Here is a 17,978-nt window from a genome sequence, read left to right on the forward strand (position 1 = left end):
ATATCCACGAACACGTACAGTCCCACACAGGCACAACGCCGGTACCTTGCTGCACGGGATCAGCACTGCCGCACCCCTGGGTGCCGCGTCCCAGCACACCGCTGCGATATCGATCACACCATCGACGCCGCACACGGCGGCCCCACCCGGATCGATAACCTCGCACACCTCTGCCGCAACCATCACGTCATGAAACACCACACCGGGTGGACCCTCACCCAACACGACGCCGGGGATATGTCCTGGAAAGACCCGACCGGACGCACATACCAGGACCGGCCACCAAGCCGGGTCAGGTTCGTACCCGTCATCGAACCACCCAACGACGACACACGAAATCGAGCCGGGGGAACATCACCGGGTACCCCGCCACCCGACGGTCACGGGAACTCTGAAACGGTTGAGGACCGGGACGACCACCCGTTCTAACACGCAGCCGAGCTGATCCGCACCCGCGCTGGTAGGCACCCTCCGGCGGCCACCCGCACCGCAGGCACCCGATCCACACGTGTAGCTTTGCGACCGCCAGGTACACCACACCGGCTCGGACACCGACATCACACCGACATCACGCCGACACCGACGCCACACCGACACCGACACCTGCGCCGACGCCGACACCGACACCAACACCGACACCGACACCAACACCGACGCGCCTGCCTGCCTGCCTGCCTGCCCTACCTAACCGACAAGCCCGCCTGACGCCATCAATCAACGAGACCGGCCACTCGGAGCCGGTGCCTGTACCGCGCGCGCCCACAACGAGGATTTCGTGACCCCTTATGCGGAGGCCGCAACCGGGTCCTCGCGCTCGAGGCGCTGGCCAACCACGGCCGAGATCCCGTCTTGGCGCATGGACACCCCATACAGCGCGTCCGCGATCTCCATCGTGCGTTTCTGGTGGGTAATGATGATGAGCTGAGAGTTTTCGCGCAGTCGCTCAAACACCTGCAACAATCGCCCCAAGTTCGCGTCGTCGAGCGCCGCCTCGACCTCGTCCACAATGTAGAACGGGCTCGGGCGTGCCTGGAAAATCGCCATCAGCCAGGCGACCGCGGCGAGGGATCGCTCACCGCCCGAGAGGAGCGACATCCGCTCGACTTGCTTCCCCGCGGGCTTCACGACCATTTCGATGCCGGTGTTCAGCAGGTCGTCGGGGTTACTCAGCGCGATCTCCCCCGAGCCTCCGGGGAACAGGATGGGAAACACCTCGGCGAACGCGATCCGCGTGTCTTCGAACGCGGCCCCAAAGATGCCCTGCATCTTCTGGTCGAGTTCTTCAATGATCGAGAGCAGATCCGCACGGGTCTTGGTGAGATCCTGAAGTTGTTCCGAGAGGAACGCGTGCCGTTGCTCGAGCGCCGCAAACTCTTCGAGCGCAAGCGGGTTGATCCGCCCCAGCTCCGAGAGCCTCCGCTCGGCCCGAGCCAGCCGTTTCTCTTGCTCGGCGCGGACATACGGCACGGTGGGCAGATCCTGTGCGGCGGGCGTCGCCCGCTCCGCGCCCGAGTCGTCTCCTTCGGCAGTCTGATGCCCAGCGTCATCCTGCGCCGGAATCTCCTGTGTGTCCCCGCCCGTGGTGGCGTCGGGACCCACGAGCCCCAGCTCCGCAGCGAGCTCGGCCTCAAGCCGATTCGCGAACGGCGACGCTTCGGTCTCCGCCCCGACAGCCGCAGCGCCCTCGGACGCCCCGCTGCTGGCAGCCGCAGCGGCGCTCAGATCCGGAACCGGCTGATCCGGCCCATACTCCGCGATCAGCACGTCCTCGACCAGGCCGAGCTCATTCCCGGATCGCTCGAGTAGGGTCGACAGCTGCAGTTTCCGCTCATAACTCTTGAGTTCGGCCCCGTGCACGCGCTCGGTGAGCGCCTGCAGCTGCTGCCGCAGGGCTGACTCCTCCGAGCGAATCAGCGTCAGCTCTTGGCTGTGCCTCGCACGCTCCTGCTCGGCCTGCTGCTGCACGAGCCGCGCCTCCGCGAGGGATCGATCGCAGGCGTCCAGGATGGCGGGCAGCACCTCAGCCACCCGCTCCGCCTGCGCGACCTGCCGGGCCCGCAGCACCGCGCGTCGCGCGGCCTCATCCGCGGCCCGCTGCTCGGCGGCGAGTTGTTCTTCGAGCGCGTCTCGCTGGGCGGCCCCGGCGCGCGCACGCTCACGGGCGGTCTCCAGCGCGAGGCGAACCTCAAGCTCGGCCGCACGCGCGGCCTCGACCTCCGCGAAGGCCCGTTCTCGCTGGCTCGCATCCAGGATGGGACGGGGCTCGGATTCGGCCGCCGCAAGCGCGGAGGCCGCACGCTCCGCCTGCGCGGCGGTCTCGCGCGCCGACTCGGCGGCGACCGCGAGCCCCTGCGCGGCGCGTTCTGCTTCCGCGTCCGCCGCCTCGGCTCGGGTGACCAGGCGGTTGCGCTCTTTCGCGTGCTCCGCGAGGCGCGCATCGGCGGAGCGCAACTCCGCGAAGCTCTCCTGCGCGGCGTGCTTCGCGCTCGTGGCAGCTGCCCGCAGATCCGCGAGCTCCACCTCCACGTCCGCGATCGCCGCCACCACCTCAGCACGCCGGGTCGCGGCTTGATCCAGTTCCGCGGTGAGCTCGATGCGGCTCGGGGCCTGTTGCGATCCGCCGCTCAGGGTGTGCGCGGTCAGCACATCGCCGTCCGCAGTCACCACGGTGAAGCCTCCGCCGGGATAGTGCGTCGTGAGCGCCGCCGCGGCCGCGACCGCGGCAGCAATGTCCGGGGCGATAAAACTCCGCGCCAAGATCCCACGTACCCCGTCCGGGGCCGCGAGCAGAGCGTCTCCCGCGTGGGTGAGCCCGGCGATCTCCGGTGCCGGATCAGCCGCCGGAAGGGCCGGTTCACCAGATTCTGCCATGCACGTGCCGCCGAGCACGGTGCGGAGCCGCCCCAGGTCCCCGTCGCGTGCGGTGCGCACCGCCTCCGCTGCCTCAGCCGCCGACTCCACGATCAGCGCGTCCGCGTAGCTCCCGAGCGCAGCGCCGATCGCGGCTTCGAAGCCCTCGGCCACGCGGACGTGCTCGGCGACGCGACCCGCAACCCCTGCGACGCCCGCCTCCAGCACCGCGCCGGAGGCGTCGCGCTGGTCCAATGACCGGGTGAGTGCGCTGACCCGGGCATCCAGGCCGGCGCGTTCCTGCTCGAGTGCGTGCAGCCGCTCCCGCGCCGCGTCCCGCCGCTGTTCGGCCTCAGCTTGCGCGTCTTGCGCCGCCTGGTATGCATCATCGAGTCCGGCCTCGGGGACCTCGCTGCGATCGTCCTGGGCCTCAAAGGCGTCGAGCGCGTGCTCCGCCTCGGTCCGACGCGTCTCGGCCTGCTCAACAGCCAATTCCCGTCGCGCAATTTCCTGCCCGACGGCGGCGTGCTTCTGCGCGGCCGCCTCGCTGTGTCCGCGCAACTGTGACAGCCGGAGATCGTGCTGGGAGACGAGCGCGCTCTGCGCGGAGATCTCTTCGTCGATCGCGTCAAGCGCCTGCTGGGCGGCCCGCGTGGCGACGACGCTCCGTTCCCACGCCCCCTCAGCCGCGGGCACCGCCTCGGCAAGCCGCACGGCCTCCGCGGCTGCCTCATCGACCGCGGCTCGGCTCAGACGCGTGACGTGCTCGGGCGATTCGGCCTGGGTGGCGAGGAAGGTCAACCGCTGCTGGCTCTGCGCGTACAGGCCGCGGAACTTGGACTGCACGGATTCGAGACCCATGGTGACGCGACGGGCCGCGTCGAGCGCGTCGCTCTGCTGATCTTCCTCGAGCCGCTGGATCCGGAGCTGCTTCTGCTCCACCTGTTCCTGCAGCACGATGCGCTCCGAGTGTTGCTCGGCCTCGGTGCGGGAGAGCGCGTCAAGCTCGCTGCGCAGCCGGAACACGTCGTCGGCGAGGAGCCGGGCTTTCGCGTCCCGCACCTCGGCCGCGATCGTCTGGGCGGCCCGGGCGACCTCGGCCTGCCGCCCGAGCGGCTTCAGCTGACGCCGGATCTCCCCCGCCAGGTCGTTCAGCCGCGTGAGGTTCGTCTCCATCGCGTCGAGCTTGCGCAGCGTTCGTTCCTTGCGGCGACGATGCTTCAGGATCCCTGCGGCCTCCTCGATGAAGCCGCGCCGGTCCTCCGGGGTGGCGCGCAGCACGGCGTCGAGCTGCCCCTGCCCCACGATCACGTGCATCTCGCGGCCCAAGCCAGAGTCGCTGAGCAGTTCTTGCACGTCGAGCAGGCGGCACGAGTCGCCGTTGATCGCGTACTCGCTCGAACCGTTCCGGAACAGCGTGCGACTGATCGTCACCTCGGAGTACTCGATCGGCAACGCGCCGTCCGAGTTGTCGATGGTGAGCCGCACCTCGGCCCGGCCGAGTGGTCCCCGGGTGGCCGTGCCCGCGAAGATCACGTCCTCCATCTTCCCGCCACGCAGCGTTTTCGCGCCCTGCTCCCCCATGACCCACGCGAGCGCGTCCACCACGTTGGACTTGCCAGAGCCGTTCGGCCCCACAATGGCGGTCACGCTCGGCTCGAACTGGAAGGTCGTCGGCTGTGCGAACGACTTGAACCCCTTCAGGGTGAGGCTCTTCAGATGCACGCGGCCTCCTCCCGGGGTCTCGGTCGCTGGATCTTCCACCGACTTTACCGGGTGAGGGTCCCAGAACGCGGCAGCACTCCGGGATCGCGCGGTGGCCCAGAGCGCCGCAGCGCCCCGGGCCACCGCCTCCGGTCCCCGGCCTACGCCTTTGCGACCGTCACGCTCACCGGCGTCGGGTTGGCGAAGAGATCGAACACCGGGCAGTTGACATCCACGGCGTCGCGGAGGTGTTCGTACCGCTCCTGCGTTTCGGGTCCGGTGATCTCCACCTGCACGCGGATCGCGCTGAACCCCGGGCGTACCGCAGGATCCTTCCCCAGGAGGCGTGCGGCGTCGAGGTCGCCCTCGACGCTCACGTCGATGTCGTCAACCTGGATCCCCAACGCCTGCGCGTACAACCGGTACACCACGACCTGGCAGCCCGCCAGCGCCCCGAGCGCGTACTCCACCGGGCTCGGAGCGACGTCATCACCCGCGAGCGGCGCTGGCTCGTCGATCACGAACTCGTGCTTCCCCGAGCGCACCCGGGTTGCGACGGCTCCCTCTCCGGCCCCGGTCACGCGGTACGTGAGCTTCGAGGAGTTCCGATTCGCGTCGATGCGGTCGCTCCACGCGGAGCCCGCGGCGGCGAGGCGATCGGCGCGATCCTGCGCGGAAATCTCGGGAATGGACGTGGTACTGGGTGCGGTGAGTGTGCTCATGCAGGCCACAGTAGGCTCCGCCGTTCCACGGCGCATCCGGCGGCGTTATCTGACGTTATACGCCGTCACACGGCGACACACGGGGTCACCCGGCGTCATACGGTGCCGCACGGCCGGGCCCCGGTTTGGGGCGGGACGGCCTAGCGCACGGGAACGATATTGCCGTCAGCGTCGCGCAGGCCGAAGCCCAGGGCGCGGTCGGCTGCGATGTGCACAAACCAGGCGAGTCCCGCGAGCGCGATCCCCCAGAACCCCTCCGTGATCCCGCCGGTCACCAAGAGTACGATGAAGCCGACGAGGATGATCGCGGCCGGCACGGCCACGGCGTGCATGAGGTTGTAGAAGCCAACACGTTCGGGCTTCAGCCGCCCGCGCTCGGCAAAGGCACCGAGCAGGGCAATGTCGGGAAGCACCCCGAACACCACCACGACGAAGATGGCGGGCCACCCCCACCAGATGCACCACATCACCGCGACAGCGAGCCAGACCAGACCGCTCATGGCCCACATTGCACGAGAAAACACCATGTGCTCCATCGTATCGGCGCCGAGATGCGCTGCCTGCGGCGAGCGCAGCGGCTGGCCCGACGGCGAGCGCAGCGGCGAGCGCCCCGTGGCAGCGCGCACCCCGGGTAGCGTGGACGCGTGATGACCCACGTCTACTTCGATTTCTTCGGCACGCTCGTCGATTACGATCCGGACATTCACCCGGCCGACGCGAACGCCCCGCACGGAGCGACCACACGGCTCGGGTTGGAGCTGTCGCCGGATCAGGCGAGCGCGGCCTGGGAGACCGCGTGGTCGGAACTCGATGGACGCGCACAAGAATCGGGTCGCGAGTGCTCCATGTGGGAGATCGCTCGCCGCTTCTTCGAGCTGAGCGGGGTGCCGCAGGCCCCGCACGCCGCAGTCGATCGCCTCGTCGACGAGTATCTGGCCGCGTGGACCGCCAACATACAGCTCGCGTCAGATGTGCCGGCGTGCCTGCGCGAGCTCTCCGCGGCCGGGCTTCAGCTCAGCGTGGTGAGCAACACCCACCACCCGCGCCTGGTCCAGGAGCAGCTTGCCCGTTTCGGGATCGCCGGATCGTTCCGGAGGGTGCACACCTCGGTCGAAATCGGGTGGCGCAAGCCCCGACCCGAGCTGTTCGACACCGTGCTCGAGCGTGACGGAATCGTGGCGTCCCAGGCGGCGTTCGTTGGCGACACCTGGACGGCGGACGTTGCCGGGCCGCGTGCGGCGGGCATGCGCGCCTACTATGTGGGCGTCCCGGCCGCGGGTCGAGTGCCCGTCCCCATGCGGGAGCTTGCTGCCCGTATTCGCGCCGCGAACATGGAGCTCCCGGGAGACGGGCCCGCGCGGATCAGCTCACGGCGTCCGCACCCGTCCCGTCCTGATCCCGCGAGGTGATGCGCCGTCGGATCGCCCGAGCACCCAGCATGAACACCACGGTGACCCCGAGCCCCACGATGAGGGTGTCCACGAGGAACCACTGCCAGTGGAAGGTCGTCCGGATGGGTGCGTCCCAGGCGCGGGTGAAATTGAACGGCACCGTCTGGGGGTATTCCACATACGCGTAGCGCGAGAGATCCTGCGTCACCCAGGTGATCGGCCAGCCGTAGCTCGCCCGCGCCAGATCCGCGGGGGTGTGCGCCGTAAATCGATCCCCGAACAGGACGAAGCAGGTGACCAGTGCGGAGAGCGGGAGCAGGACGAACGCCAGGCGGGCGACGTCTCTGAGGTGCCTCACGCCGGGTGCCGGGGTCACCGCACGTCACTCAGGTCGAGGAACGCTGCCGCCTGGGCCGCGCGGGCGCGCTCGGCGGCCCGGTTCAGGCCGACGCTCCATCCCGGGTAGACCCGGAACCCGCGCTTGCCGGCGTGCGTCGCCGAGCGGGTGACGCCGAGCTCCACCAGGTGTGCGGTGGTGAACCGGAACACGCCGAAGTGGCGGCCGTCCACCATATACACGAGGAGCCCGGCGGTCGGATCCTCTGCGTCGAACGGCTCGGTCGTGCCGGCTGCGTTGCGTCGCCAGACGGCCACAAACGCGCCCGGCTTGGTGGGCGTGATCCGCGCGGTCCGGATCCGCCATCGCGCATCCCCGAGGCGCACCACGCCGGATTCGTAGTCGCTGTTCTGCTCCTCGGCTTCCGGAACGCCCGGCGGCCCGAGGGGGTCGCCGGGGAGCGCGGCGAATCGCTCGAACGCAGAGAAGTTCATTCGTGGTCCACTCGGTGCTGTCGGGGTGTGCGGGCGGGGCGGAAGTCCAGCGTACGGTCTCGCGGGCCAGCGCGCGAGATACACTGCGAGAGTGAGCAGTACGCTGGATCCGCACCCGCGCGTGGCCCCGGGTCACGTTTCTCCGCTCGATCCCCGGCTCGAGGCGACACACGCGCAGTTCCTCGCGGAGCGTCCAGTCGGGGCCGACGAGGACGTCCACATGCTCGCGAATCTTGTGGATCACGTCATTGAGCGCTGCACCGCACCCGGCGCGCTCGTGTGCGACCCGTTCGCTGGCTTCGGCACCACGCTCGCCCGCGCCGATGCGCTCGGGCGTCGCGGCATCGGCATCGAGTTATTGCCTGAGCGTGTCGCTTCCCTGCAGCAGCGCACGCTCCGCGCGCGGATCATCGAGGGGGACGCCCGCGAAATGCTTCGCCTCCTCGCCCCCGCGCTCGCGCAGGATCCGGCATCGCCCGCCGCGGATCTGATCCTCACCTCTCCGCCCTATATGACCGCGCAGGATCACGCGGCGGATCCGCTGACGGCGTACGAACTCGATACGGGTGACTACGCGCGCTACCTCTCCGAACTGGGGCTCGTCGCCGCGCAGTGCGCCCGCGTGGTGCGCCCGGGCGGCACCGTCGTGTGGAACGTCGCCGATATCCTGCATCGCGGCGAGCGCACGCCGCTCATCGCCGATTGTGCCCGGGTGCTGCGCGCGCACCTCACCGAGCTCGGGGTCACCGAGATCGTCTGGGACCGGTATCCCCACGACCTCGTTGCGGACGCCCTGCTCGTCTTCCGCCGGGCGGCGTGAATGCTCGGCGTGCGCAGGATGCGCTCGGGAACGATCGATAGGCTGGACAACGTGCAGCACGCAAGTGCGCCCGGACGGGACGGCCCGGACGTGTGAACGGCGCGGGGACGACCTCGCGGATGAGGATTTCCCCGTGACCACCGATACTTCCGTAAGATCCGTGAGTGTGCGCTCTATTTTCACCCCTGCGGCAATCGTCCGCCTGATCCTGGGCTGGGGCGCGTTCGCCGCGCTGATGCTCTCGGGATCACTGCTCGATCCACCGGTGCCGACCCCGCTCCTCGTGGCGGCGCTCGTGATCATCATCGCCGTCATCCTCGTGTGCGCCTTCGGCGTGGTGCACGAGGCCGAGCATCTCGCCCACCGGCTGGGAGACCCCTACGGCTCGCTGGTGCTCACCCTGTCGATCGTGTTGATCGAGGTGGTGCTCATCTCCGCGGTCATGCTCGGCCCCGGCAAACAAGAGACGATCGCCCGAGACTCGGTGATGGCCGTCTCCATGATCATCCTGAACGCCGTCGTGGGTCTCTCGCTCCTGCTGGGCGGCCTGAAACGCGGCGGGATGCGGCACAACAGCACCGGGACGTCCAGCTACCTGGCGTTGATTGTCGTCCTTTCCTCCCTCGCGTTCGCGCTTCCCGCGATGATCGGGGTGGGCGGCTCCTACACGCCCGCGCAGGTGATCCCCATCGTGGTGCTCACGCTCGCGCTCTACGCCTTTTTCCTGATCCGACAAATGGGGCCACAGGCGGCGGACTTCCGCGAGGTGGACCCGACGCTGCTCGGCGCGGAGGAGCCCCCGGCAGGTGACACCCCGTCGCTCGACGGCACCGCACCCGCTGCTCGTCCGGCGATCGGGCAGGTGCTCGCCGAGCACCGCAGCGAAATCCTGTGGCGTGTGCTGTTGCTTGTGGTCACCGTCCTCCCGATTGTGCTGCTCTCGCACGACATGGCCACGCTCCTCGATGACGGTCTGGGTCGCATGGGTGCCCCGGTTGCGCTCGCGGGGATCCTGATCGCGATGATCGTGTTCCTCCCCGAGTCCATCACCTCGGTCCGGGCGGCGCTGCGGGGCGAGGTGCAACGCGTCAGCAACCTCTGCCACGGCGCGCTCGTCTCCACGGTGGGCCTCACGATTCCGGCCGTGCTCATCATCGGCAGCCTCACCGGGCAGACCGTGGTGCTCGCGGAGACCCCCACGAATCTGCTCATGCTCGGGGTCACGCTGCTGCTCACGGTGACGACCTTCTCAGCAAAAAAGGTTACGGCGATGCACGGTGCCGCGCACCTGGTGGTCTTCGCGGTGTACGGGCTGACCGTGTTCGCCTAGGGACGCGACGCGGGGGTCCGGGCAGAGTCCGCTTGGCCGCGACCCCCGATCAGCGCCGTCATGCGGTCAACCCCATAGTTCCAGGCACGCTCAATATCTCCCTCGAGCTGGAAGCCACCACCGAGTTCCATCGTGACGAACCCGGTAGCCCATGCGGTGAGCGTCCGTGCGGCGTCGATCACCTCCACCTCCGGAAGCGTGCGCGCCACGAGGCGGAGCACGGCTGCGCTCGCCGCAACGGGGGCAGCGTGATCCGCCGCGGCGCTGGCGTCGGCCGCTGTTGCGGTGCCGGGGTCCGGCACTGTCACGGTGCCGGCGTCCGGCGCAGCGACTCCGCGTCCCGGGCTCATGATGAGCTGGAAAGCCTCGGGCCGCTCGTGCGCAAATGCCCGGAAGCGGTTCGCCAGGTCGGGGAGGTTCCGCGCGGTTTCGAGCCGCGCGCCGAGCTCGCGCAACTGCGCGTCCGACACGAGCTGAAGCAGCGCTTCACGCCCCGCGACGCGCTTATAGAGCGAGGGAGCGCGCACGCCGACCCCGGCCGCGACCGCTTGCATAGTGAGCCCCGCCGCCCCCGTGCGTTCGAGGAGTTCGCTCGCCACGCGCACGATCTCGGGGAGGGTGGTCTTATCCGGTGCAGCCATCCCCCCACTATAGCTATTGACGTTAGCCATGATGGCTAACTAGAGTAGCCATCATGGAACTCGCACCCGGCCTCCACCGCATCGGCTCCGATATCGTCGCCGCCTACCTGATCGTGACCCCCGAGGGCATCACCGTGATCGACGCGGGGTTGCCGGGGCACTCGCGTGACCTGCAGCGGGAACTCGCCACCCTACACCGCCCCATTGGCGACATCCGAGCCGTGCTCCTCACCCACGGCGACTCCGATCACCTGGGTTTCGCCGAGCGGCTGCGCCGCGATCACGGCGTCCCGACATTCATTCATCCGGGCGACGCTGAACGGGCGCGCGGCGGCCCGAAGCCGAAGAACGCGGCACAGGCCTCGCGCCTCGGGGCACTCCTCGGCTTCTTCGCCTACGCCCTCGGAAAAGGTGGGCTGCGCACCGCCTGGCTGCGTGAGACCCACCCCATCCACGACGGCGAAACCCTCGACCTTCCCGGCGCTCCACGGGTGATCACCATTCCCGGGCACTCACCCGGAAGCGTCGCGTTCCACTCGCCGCTTGTCGACGCGGTGTTCGTGGGCGATGGCCTGACCACACGCCACGTTCTCACGGGCCACGCTGGCCCGCAGCCGGCCCCCTTCACCGACGACCCCGCAGAGGCACTGCGCTCGCTGGAACGACTCGCCGCAACGCAGGCCCGGTGGGTGCTCCCGGGCCACGGGGCACCGTGGAACACGGGAGTCGCGCAGGCGCTCGCGGAGGTCGCCCGGTATGCCACCGCCGACGCCGCGACACCCGCTGCGCGAGAGTAGTCCGGGCTCTTAGAGCAGCTCGGCGCGCAGTTCGGCCGCCGATTTCGGGGAGAGCAGGCCCGGGGCGATATCGAAGGGCGTCTTCGCCCCGTGATCTCCGGCGGCGGCCAGGCGGGCAGCGGCGCGGGCGTATGCGACGAGGACGCTCGCGGTGAACTCCGGGTTCGAATCGAGCTGCAGGCGATATTCGATGGTCTGCGTCGTCCCCGGGGAGGACGCACCGCTTCGAATCACGAAGCCGCCGTGCGGCATGCCGGTGTGGTCCCGGGCCAGCTCCTCAGCAGTGATGAACGTCACCGTCGTGTCGTAGGGCGCGAAGTAGTCGGGCATGGTGACGATCGCCTCGCGGACCTGCTCGGCGTCAGCCCCATCCTCGAGCACCACGAAGCACTGGCGATCGTGCTTCTCGCGCGTCGTGAGTTCGGGCTGCTCCCCCGCGCGCACCCGCTCGATCGCGTGTTCCGCGGGGATCGTGTATTGCACGGCACCGGCAACTCCCGGGACGCGGCGCAGCGCATCCGAGTGCCCCTGACTCAGGCCCCGGCCCCAGAACGTGTACGTTTCGCCCTGCGCGAGGATCGCTTCGCCGTATAGGCGGTTGATCGAGAACAGCCCCGGGTCCCACCCAGTCGAGATCACCGCGGTCGTCCCCGCGGCCCGCGCCGCCGCGTCAACGGCGGCAAAGTGCTGCGGGATCTGACCGTGATTGTCGTAGCTGTCCACCACGGTGAACCGAGCGGCAAGCTCGGGCGTCTGCTCGGGCAGGTCGCTCTTCGATCCGCCACACAGCACCAGCACGTCAATATCGTCGCGACGGTCCGCGAGCGAATCCAGCGCGAACACCGCGGCACCACCCGTGGCGACCTGCGCCGGATCCCGGCGCGTGAACACCCCGACGAGCTCCATGTCAGGCTGCAGCCGGATCGCGGTCTCCACGCCCCGTCCGAGGTTGCCGTAGCCAACAATGCCAATACGGATGCTCATCACGTGCCTTTCTGCCCGGTGCGACGCGGCACTGGTCTGGTCGGAGCGCGATGTGGCCCCGCGCATTCATGATGGCGTGCACGCGGGTACAGGGTCAACTTGGCAGGCGATGCGCCGACGCGGCGGACACCCCAGGCACACCACAGGCGGGGCACGACCTCCGCCGTGCCCCGCCTGTGAGCGGGAACCCTTAGAACTGGTTCATCGTGTTGTCCTTGCCGCCGGCCTTGAGGGCCGCGTCCCCGGCGAAGTACTCCTTGTGGTTGTCGCCGATGTCGCTGCCGGCCATGTTCTGGTGCTTGACCGTCGCGATGCCCTGGCGGATCTCCTCGCGCTGCACGTCGCGGACGTAGGTGAGCATGCCCTCGTCACCGAAGTAGCCCTTGGCCAGGTTGTCCGTGGACAGCGCGGCCGTGTGGTAGGTCGGCAGGGTGATCAGGTGGTGGAAGATGCCCGCGCGAGCCGAGCCGTCCTTCTGGAAGGTGCGGATCTTCTCGTCGGCGAGCTGTGCGAGCTCGCTGCCGTCGTAATCGACGCTCATGAGCTTGTCGCGATCGTAGGCCGACAGATCCTTGCCCTCTTCGGCCATCTGATCGAAGGCCTGCTGGCGGAAGTTGAGGGTCCAGTTGAACGAGGGGCTGTTGTTGTAGACGAGCTTCGCGTTCGGGATGACCTCGCGGATCCGATCCACCATGCCGGCGATCTGCTCGACGTGCGGCTTCTCGGTCTCGATCCAGAGCAGGTCGGCGCCGCTCTGCAGCGACGTGATGCAGTCGAGCACGCAGCGATCCTCACCCGTGCCCTTGCGGAACTGGAACAGGTTCGAGGCGAGACGCTTCGGGCGGAGGAGCTTGCCGTCGCGCTTGATCACGACGTCGCCGTTGCCGAGCTCGGACTCCGAGATCTCTTCGACGTCGAGGAACGAGTTGTACTGGTCGCCGAGGTCGCCCGGGGTGTTCGTGACGGCGAGCTTCTGCGTCAGGCCGGCACCCAGCGAATCAGTGCGGGCAACGATCACGCCGTTGTCGATGCCGAGCTCGAGGAACGCGTAGCGCACGGCGTTGATCTTCGCGGTGAAGTCCTCGTGCGGGACGGTCACCTTGCCGTCCTGGTGGCCGCACTGCTTCTCGTCCGACACCTGGTTCTCGATCTGGATCGCGCAGGCGCCCGCCTCGATCATCTTCTTCGCGAGCAGGTACGTCGCCTCCGGGTTGCCGAAGCCGGCGTCGATGTCCGCGATGATCGGCACCACGTGGGTCTCGTAGTTGTCGATCTGCGACTGCAGGAACTCCACCGCCGTCTCGTCTCCGGCAACGCGGGCGTCATCGAGCTGCGTGAAGAGCAGGTCGAGCTCGCGGGCGTCGGCCTGACGGAGGAAGGTGTAGAGCTCCTCGATCAGCGCCGGCACCGAGGTCTTCTCGTGCATCGACTGATCCGGCAACGGGCCGAACTCGGAGCGGAGGGCGGCGACCATCCAGCCCGAGAGGTACAGGTAGCGCTTGTTCGTGGTCTTCAGGTGCTTCTTGATCGAGATCAGCTTCTGCTGGCCGATGAAGCCGTGCCAGACACCGAGCGACTGCGTGTAAACGGAGGAATCGGCGTCGTACTCGGCCATGTCGCGGCGCATGATGTCGGCGGTGTACTGCGCGATCTCGAGACCGGTCTTGAACCGATTCTGGGCGCGCATCCGAGCGACGTACTCCGGGTTGACCTGATCCCATGCGGAACCGTGCTCCGCCTTGAGTGCCTCCACGGCTTCGATGTCGTTCTGGAATGCGGTCATGGTGACTCCTTTGTGGTGATGGCCGGATCACGTTTCGGTGATCGATTCGGGCTACTTCTCACTCTGCACCCACCGCAACCGCCACACCCGCCAAATCACAGGGGAAAAACATGCGTATTTCTGCTCGTCGGAAAATCTGCAGGGCCGACGCGCCTTTCGGCGCCACTCGTGACCCCGCACGACACCCCGTAGCCTGGAGTTCCGCCCTCACGAGAGGAGAGCTATGACTCCCCCGGTTCCGGCCCCGCACCCACCCCGTGGGGCGAGCACCGATCCCGGCCGCTCCCGCGGCGAGTTCTCGGACATCGAGCGCGCGCACGGCGTCGCTCGCGTCGGCCCGCTCGTGGCCCTGGGGGTTGCGGCGGCGTTTGCGGGCGTCATCGTGTTCGCCACCGGAATCGTGGCGACCTGGCTGATCCCCCTCGCGCTGCTTGCGTTCGGCGCCTGGTGGGCCTGGGGTGCCACGATCTCGGTCACCGTGACCCCGGAACGGGCCCGATTCCGCGCTCCGCTCGTCTCCCGAACACTGCCACGCTCCGACGTGACCCGGGTCACGGTGGCCGCAGACGACGGCATGAACCCGAGCATCATCAACTGGCCCGCGGCACCCGTCACCGTGGCTGGGGACCGCATGCTCCGCTTCAGCATGGGCGGCACCGCCGTCGTGACAGTCTCGACGGCCACCGGATCCGGCGTCCAGTTCGTGGCCCGCGACCGGGACGCGGCGCAGCGCATCGCGGACGCGCTCCAGCAGTAGGCTCGGAGCATGACCGAGAAGCCGCAGACTATCGACGAGTACCTGTCGCGCCTCGATCCCGCACCCCGCGCAGCACTCGAGCGGATCCGGCAGCTCGTGACCGCGCTCGTGCCCGAGGCCACCGAGACCATCAGCTACGGCATGCCCACCCTGCTGGTCCAGGACCGCGCGCTGGTCTATTTCACCGCGTCGAAGAAGCATCTGAGTTTCTACCCGTCATCCTGGGCAATCGACGAACTGCGCGATCAGCTGACCGGCTACGCCACGACGGCACACGCCATCAAGTTCACCCTTGATACCCCGTTGCCGAGCGAGCTGATCGAGGCCCTGGTTCGGGTGCATGTGCGCGAAATCGAACGCGGGCGGTAAGAGCCCCACGCGCCCGCTCGCTCGTTGCTAGGCTGCGGGCATGAGTGCCCCCTCGCGCCCCGAGCCTCCCGCCCCCATGCTATTCCTCCACGGGGGCGGTGTCTCCGCGTGGATGTGGCAGCCCGTCCTCGATCTGCTCGACCCGTCCTGGGCGCCCGAGGTCCCGGATCTGCCGGGGCACGGTTCCCGCTGGCAGGAGGCGTATCGCAGCCACCGCGCGACGACCGTTGAGCTGGCGGAGTGGATCCAGCGCGCGCATCCCGAGGGCGTGCACGTCACCGGATTCTCCCTCGGCGCGCAGCTCGCGATCCTGCTCGCGAGCGAACACCCGGAGCTGGTGCGGAGCGCCACCGTGGTGAGCGCCGAGACCATCCCCGCGCCGGCTCCACGGCCGACCCTGGCCCTGCTCGCGGCATCTGCACCGCTCGCGCGCCGTCCCGGCTTCGCGCGCACTCAGGCCCGACAACTGGGGGTGCCGGCTGCCCTGACCGAGGCGTACGTCGCCGACAGCGCGCGGCTCTCGAAGGCGTCTCTGCTCAACAGCGTGGGCGAGAACATTCGATTCACGTTGCCCGCCGAATGGTCCGCGTATCCGGGCCCGGTCGCCGTGGTCGTCGGTTCCCGCGAGCGACGGCTGATGCGCAACTCTGCGGAGCTCACGCACCGCGCCCTCCCCGGGAGCGCGCTGCATACGATTCCCGGGGCTGGCCACGACGTCCCCCTCACGCAGCCCGAGGCGCTCGTGTCGATCCTGCACCAGACCCGCGCTCGCGCCACCAGCTGACCGGCCCGACCGTCAACCCTCGTGCACGGATCCTGGAGCATCATCTGGTCCCAGCGCCGAGCCGCTGCAGTCAGGCGGTTTGCCCAAAGGTGTCCGGGTTCACCGGGCGGAGCCGTTTCGGAAGCTGCTCGACAACGAGCAAATAGGACTCGGTGACCAGGTCGTCAACCATCTGAGCGTCAAGCTTTCCGCCCGGTCGCAGCGTGATCCAGTGCCGCTTATTCATGTGGTAGCCCGGCGTGATGTCGTCGTGCGCGTCTCGCAGCACCTGGCTATCCGCGGGCGCGGATTTCAGCGTGACGATCGGCACCCCGGCAACCTCGGACTGCAGCATGAAGACCTTGCCCTGCACCTTCCACACGTCCCAGGCTTCGCCAAACGGGTGGGTCAGTGCCGATCCGGGAAGCTCCTCGGTGCGCTCAGCTGCCCGACGCTGTAGCTCGTCTCCGTGCATCGATTCCACACTCTCGCTTTCGGCCCTTCCCCGGGGAAACTCCGTCGCCGCGGGAAGGCCCACGCCGACTGAGCAATCATGCCCTAGTTGATCGTCAATTCACCCATCTCGCCCCACGAATCGCCGTCGACCTTGCGAGAAACGATCTTCGGCGTGGCCACGAGGGCGGGACGCATCGATTCGAGCCCGGCCGTGAAGTGATCGCTATTGACGTGAGCGGCAGCGGCTTCGTCGTCACGGAACGCCTCGACCAGGACGAACTCACTGGGATCCTCGATGCTGCGTGACCAGTCGAACCACAGGTTGCCCGGCTCCTCACGAGTGCGCGAGGTGAATGGCCCCACAAGATTCATGAACTGCTCGGTGTATTCCGCTTTGGTCTTGAATTTCACGACGATGAAGTACATGCGTCAATTCTAGGCGCCGCCACTCCACCCCACTAAGCAACCCAGGTTGACATCAGTGTGATGTCAACGTAGCTTGCTCAGTATGGAATCTCCTCAGGTCGCGAGCATCGCCGCCGACACCAGCGACCCGCGCTCCGGCCTCAGAGCAGTCGCGTCCTTGCGCACCCTCACCGACCGCCTTGAACTCGCACAGGTGGAGGCCGCGCTTCGAGCTGGCATGCGGTGGCAGGAGATCGCGGACGCACTCGGCGTCTCTCGCCAAGCCGCACACAAGAAGTACGCGAAGAAGATCGATCCGACCATCCCCGTCCCCCGGAGAAACACGTGAGCACACTCTCCGAAGCCGCCCGCACCTCGCACGCACTCTCGCTCACCGCGATGGAAGAGGCCTCCCGCGTCGGACAGCGCCCCGCCGACATCGATCACCTGCTGATCGCCCTCGTACTCACCGAACAGATCCCCGGACAGGTACTGCGCAGCTTCAGCATGACGCTGGATTCCGTCCGGCAGGCGGTCGCGGAACAGCACCTCGACCAACTCGCGGCGCTGGGCATCCAGACGGCGGCACCCGAGACAGGCACGATCGTGTTTCACGAGACGGACGGCTACGAGTGGAGCGACCGCGCACTCGGAGTCCTCACACGCGCAAGCAAGCACGGGAAACGCGGCAATGCGGCAGCGGTGCTCCGCGAACTCGTCGGAGAACCAAGTGGCATGATCGAGGCCATCCTCGCACGGTGTGACACCACGCCTGCGGCCGTCACCGCAAGGCTGGATGAGGCCGAGCGCACTCCCACCCACACGCCACGGCGCACCGTCCGCGGTGATGCGCTTTCGGGCTCGTCCGAAGCGTTCGTCCCGGCTTCCCCCGAACAGGTCTGGGAACTGCTCGCCGATCCGTCGCGGATGCCAGAGTGGGAACCGAGCCTCGAACACGTGGGCGGTGCACCAGCGACCATGAACGTCGGCGAGATACGGACGGCGACCGCCCGCACCGCGCGAGCCGACGGGAAAGCGATTCGCGTGAAGCCCGACTTCATCACCCAGCACGTTGAACTGCTCGCCCGTGAAGAACCGCGACTCATCGAGTGGCGATTCACTTTCCCGGAGGCACCGCTCTCGAACGCACGCTGCATCAGGGTCGAGCTCGAACCCGCCGCCGGTGGCACGCACCTCCGCCTCGCGCTCGCGTGGGAACGGAACCCGAGTCGTGCCCGCCGGCCGATCCCTGGCGGCCTCATGCGCCCGCTCTATCGATTCGCGCTCTGGCTGCAGCTCTCACAGCTCGGAGGCGGCATCGCTCGCGCGTTCCGCTAACGCGGCCCCCGGCCGAACGCGCGTGCACACGACATTC

General features: G+C 68.3%; 19 protein-coding genes. 9 read left to right on the forward strand and 10 right to left on the reverse strand.

Annotated elements, in window-relative coordinates; translation table 11 throughout:
* Positions 1 to 783 precede the first annotated feature (783 nt).
* The 3 genes from D3230_RS00735 to D3230_RS00745 form a co-directional block, all read right to left on the reverse strand.
* On the reverse strand, positions 784 to 4,575 hold the full coding sequence (locus D3230_RS00735; RefSeq protein WP_202343102.1) for an AAA family ATPase: 3,792 nt from the start codon (positions 4,573 to 4,575) through the stop codon (positions 784 to 786).
* A gap of 140 nt (positions 4,576 to 4,715) precedes the next feature.
* Positions 4,716 to 5,276 carry an OsmC family protein gene (locus D3230_RS00740; RefSeq protein WP_202343103.1) on the reverse strand — a complete coding sequence of 187 codons (561 nt, stop codon included), beginning with the start codon at positions 5,274 to 5,276 and terminating at the stop codon, positions 4,716 to 4,718.
* Between the two features lie 140 nt (positions 5,277 to 5,416).
* Positions 5,417 to 5,803, reverse strand: a complete 387-nt coding sequence (locus D3230_RS00745) for a DUF4260 family protein (protein ID WP_202343104.1) — start codon at positions 5,801 to 5,803, stop codon at positions 5,417 to 5,419.
* Between the two features lie 120 nt (positions 5,804 to 5,923).
* Between D3230_RS00745 and D3230_RS00750 the strand changes: the two genes are divergently transcribed.
* Complete coding sequence (locus tag D3230_RS00750) at positions 5,924 to 6,685, forward strand: HAD family hydrolase (protein ID WP_237466733.1); 762 nt, start codon at positions 5,924 to 5,926, stop codon at positions 6,683 to 6,685.
* Here the strand turns inward: D3230_RS00750 and D3230_RS00755 are convergent.
* Together D3230_RS00755 and D3230_RS00760 are read right to left on the reverse strand one after the other, a co-directional pair.
* A complete protein-coding gene (locus tag D3230_RS00755) occupies positions 6,639 to 7,025 on the reverse strand; it encodes a hypothetical protein (protein WP_202343106.1) in 387 nt (128 codons plus the stop codon). The two genes, D3230_RS00750 and D3230_RS00755, sit on opposite strands and share 47 nt — an antisense overlap.
* 14 nt (positions 7,026 to 7,039) lie before the next feature.
* Positions 7,040 to 7,498: a MepB family protein gene (locus D3230_RS00760; protein WP_202343107.1), complete on the reverse strand. Its 459-nt coding sequence runs from the start codon at positions 7,496 to 7,498 to the stop codon at positions 7,040 to 7,042.
* Between the two features lie 91 nt (positions 7,499 to 7,589).
* Here D3230_RS00760 and D3230_RS00765 point away from each other — a divergent pair, with 91 nt between their 5' ends.
* Both D3230_RS00765 and D3230_RS00770 read left to right on the forward strand, forming a co-directional pair.
* On the forward strand, positions 7,590 to 8,318 hold the full coding sequence (locus tag D3230_RS00765) for a DNA methyltransferase (RefSeq protein ID WP_337249025.1): 729 nt from the start codon (positions 7,590 to 7,592) through the stop codon (positions 8,316 to 8,318).
* A gap of 133 nt (positions 8,319 to 8,451) precedes the next feature.
* Entirely contained in the window at positions 8,452 to 9,648 is a 1,197-nt protein-coding gene (locus D3230_RS00770; protein WP_337249026.1) for a calcium:cation antiporter, read from the forward strand.
* Here D3230_RS00770 and D3230_RS00775 read toward each other — a convergent pair.
* Positions 9,645 to 10,289, reverse strand: coding sequence for a TetR/AcrR family transcriptional regulator (locus tag D3230_RS00775; RefSeq protein WP_202343108.1), 645 nt, complete (start codon positions 10,287 to 10,289; stop codon positions 9,645 to 9,647). The two genes, D3230_RS00770 and D3230_RS00775, sit on opposite strands and share 4 nt — an antisense overlap.
* Before the next feature lie 53 nt (positions 10,290 to 10,342).
* On the opposite strand from D3230_RS00775, the gene D3230_RS00780 reads away from it, so the two are divergent.
* Positions 10,343 to 11,086 carry an MBL fold metallo-hydrolase gene (locus D3230_RS00780; protein ID WP_202343109.1) on the forward strand — a complete coding sequence of 248 codons (744 nt, stop codon included), beginning with the start codon at positions 10,343 to 10,345 and terminating at the stop codon, positions 11,084 to 11,086.
* Positions 11,087 to 11,095: 9 nt separating this feature from the next.
* Here the strand turns inward: D3230_RS00780 and D3230_RS00785 are convergent, their stop codons facing one another.
* Positions 11,096 to 12,070: a diaminopimelate dehydrogenase gene (locus tag D3230_RS00785; RefSeq protein ID WP_202343110.1), complete on the reverse strand. Its 975-nt coding sequence runs from the start codon at positions 12,068 to 12,070 to the stop codon at positions 11,096 to 11,098.
* A 190-nt stretch (positions 12,071 to 12,260) separates the two neighbouring features.
* Complete coding sequence (locus D3230_RS00790) at positions 12,261 to 13,853, reverse strand: isocitrate lyase (protein WP_202343111.1); 1,593 nt, start codon at positions 13,851 to 13,853, stop codon at positions 12,261 to 12,263.
* Between the two features lie 223 nt (positions 13,854 to 14,076).
* On the opposite strand from D3230_RS00790, the gene D3230_RS00795 reads away from it, so the two are divergent.
* The 3 genes from D3230_RS00795 to D3230_RS00805 are packed head-to-tail and all read left to right on the forward strand — an operon-like array spanning position 14,077 to position 15,763.
* Positions 14,077 to 14,610: a hypothetical protein gene (locus D3230_RS00795; protein WP_202343112.1), complete on the forward strand. Its 534-nt coding sequence runs from the start codon at positions 14,077 to 14,079 to the stop codon at positions 14,608 to 14,610.
* 9 nt (positions 14,611 to 14,619) lie between these two features.
* The gene (locus tag D3230_RS00800) at positions 14,620 to 14,979 is read left to right on the forward strand and encodes an iron chaperone (RefSeq protein WP_202343113.1); all 360 of its coding nucleotides are present in this window, start codon (positions 14,620 to 14,622) and stop codon (positions 14,977 to 14,979) included.
* A 40-nt stretch (positions 14,980 to 15,019) separates the two neighbouring features.
* A complete protein-coding gene (locus tag D3230_RS00805; RefSeq protein WP_202343114.1) occupies positions 15,020 to 15,763 on the forward strand; it encodes an alpha/beta fold hydrolase in 744 nt (247 codons plus the stop codon).
* Between the two features lie 70 nt (positions 15,764 to 15,833).
* On the opposite strand, the gene D3230_RS00810 is transcribed toward D3230_RS00805, so the two are convergent.
* On the reverse strand, positions 15,834 to 16,217 hold the full coding sequence (locus D3230_RS00810; protein WP_202343620.1) for an MmcQ/YjbR family DNA-binding protein: 384 nt from the start codon (positions 16,215 to 16,217) through the stop codon (positions 15,834 to 15,836).
* An 83-nt stretch (positions 16,218 to 16,300) separates the two neighbouring features.
* Positions 16,301 to 16,624 carry a putative quinol monooxygenase gene (locus D3230_RS00815; protein ID WP_202343115.1) on the reverse strand — a complete coding sequence of 108 codons (324 nt, stop codon included), beginning with the start codon at positions 16,622 to 16,624 and terminating at the stop codon, positions 16,301 to 16,303.
* A gap of 82 nt (positions 16,625 to 16,706) precedes the next feature.
* Here D3230_RS00815 and D3230_RS00820 point away from each other — a divergent pair, with 82 nt between their 5' ends.
* Positions 16,707 to 16,952 carry a hypothetical protein gene (locus tag D3230_RS00820; protein WP_202343116.1) on the forward strand — a complete coding sequence of 82 codons (246 nt, stop codon included), beginning with the start codon at positions 16,707 to 16,709 and terminating at the stop codon, positions 16,950 to 16,952.
* On the forward strand, positions 16,949 to 17,941 hold the full coding sequence (locus D3230_RS00825) for an SRPBCC family protein (protein WP_202343117.1): 993 nt from the start codon (positions 16,949 to 16,951) through the stop codon (positions 17,939 to 17,941). Before D3230_RS00820 ends, D3230_RS00825 begins: the two co-directional genes overlap by 4 nt.
* The last annotated feature ends 37 nt before the right edge of the window (positions 17,942 to 17,978 follow it).

The organism is Leucobacter chromiireducens subsp. solipictus, from assembly GCF_016758195.1.
GTDB classification, from domain to species: domain Bacteria; phylum Actinomycetota; class Actinomycetes; order Actinomycetales; family Microbacteriaceae; genus Leucobacter; species Leucobacter solipictus.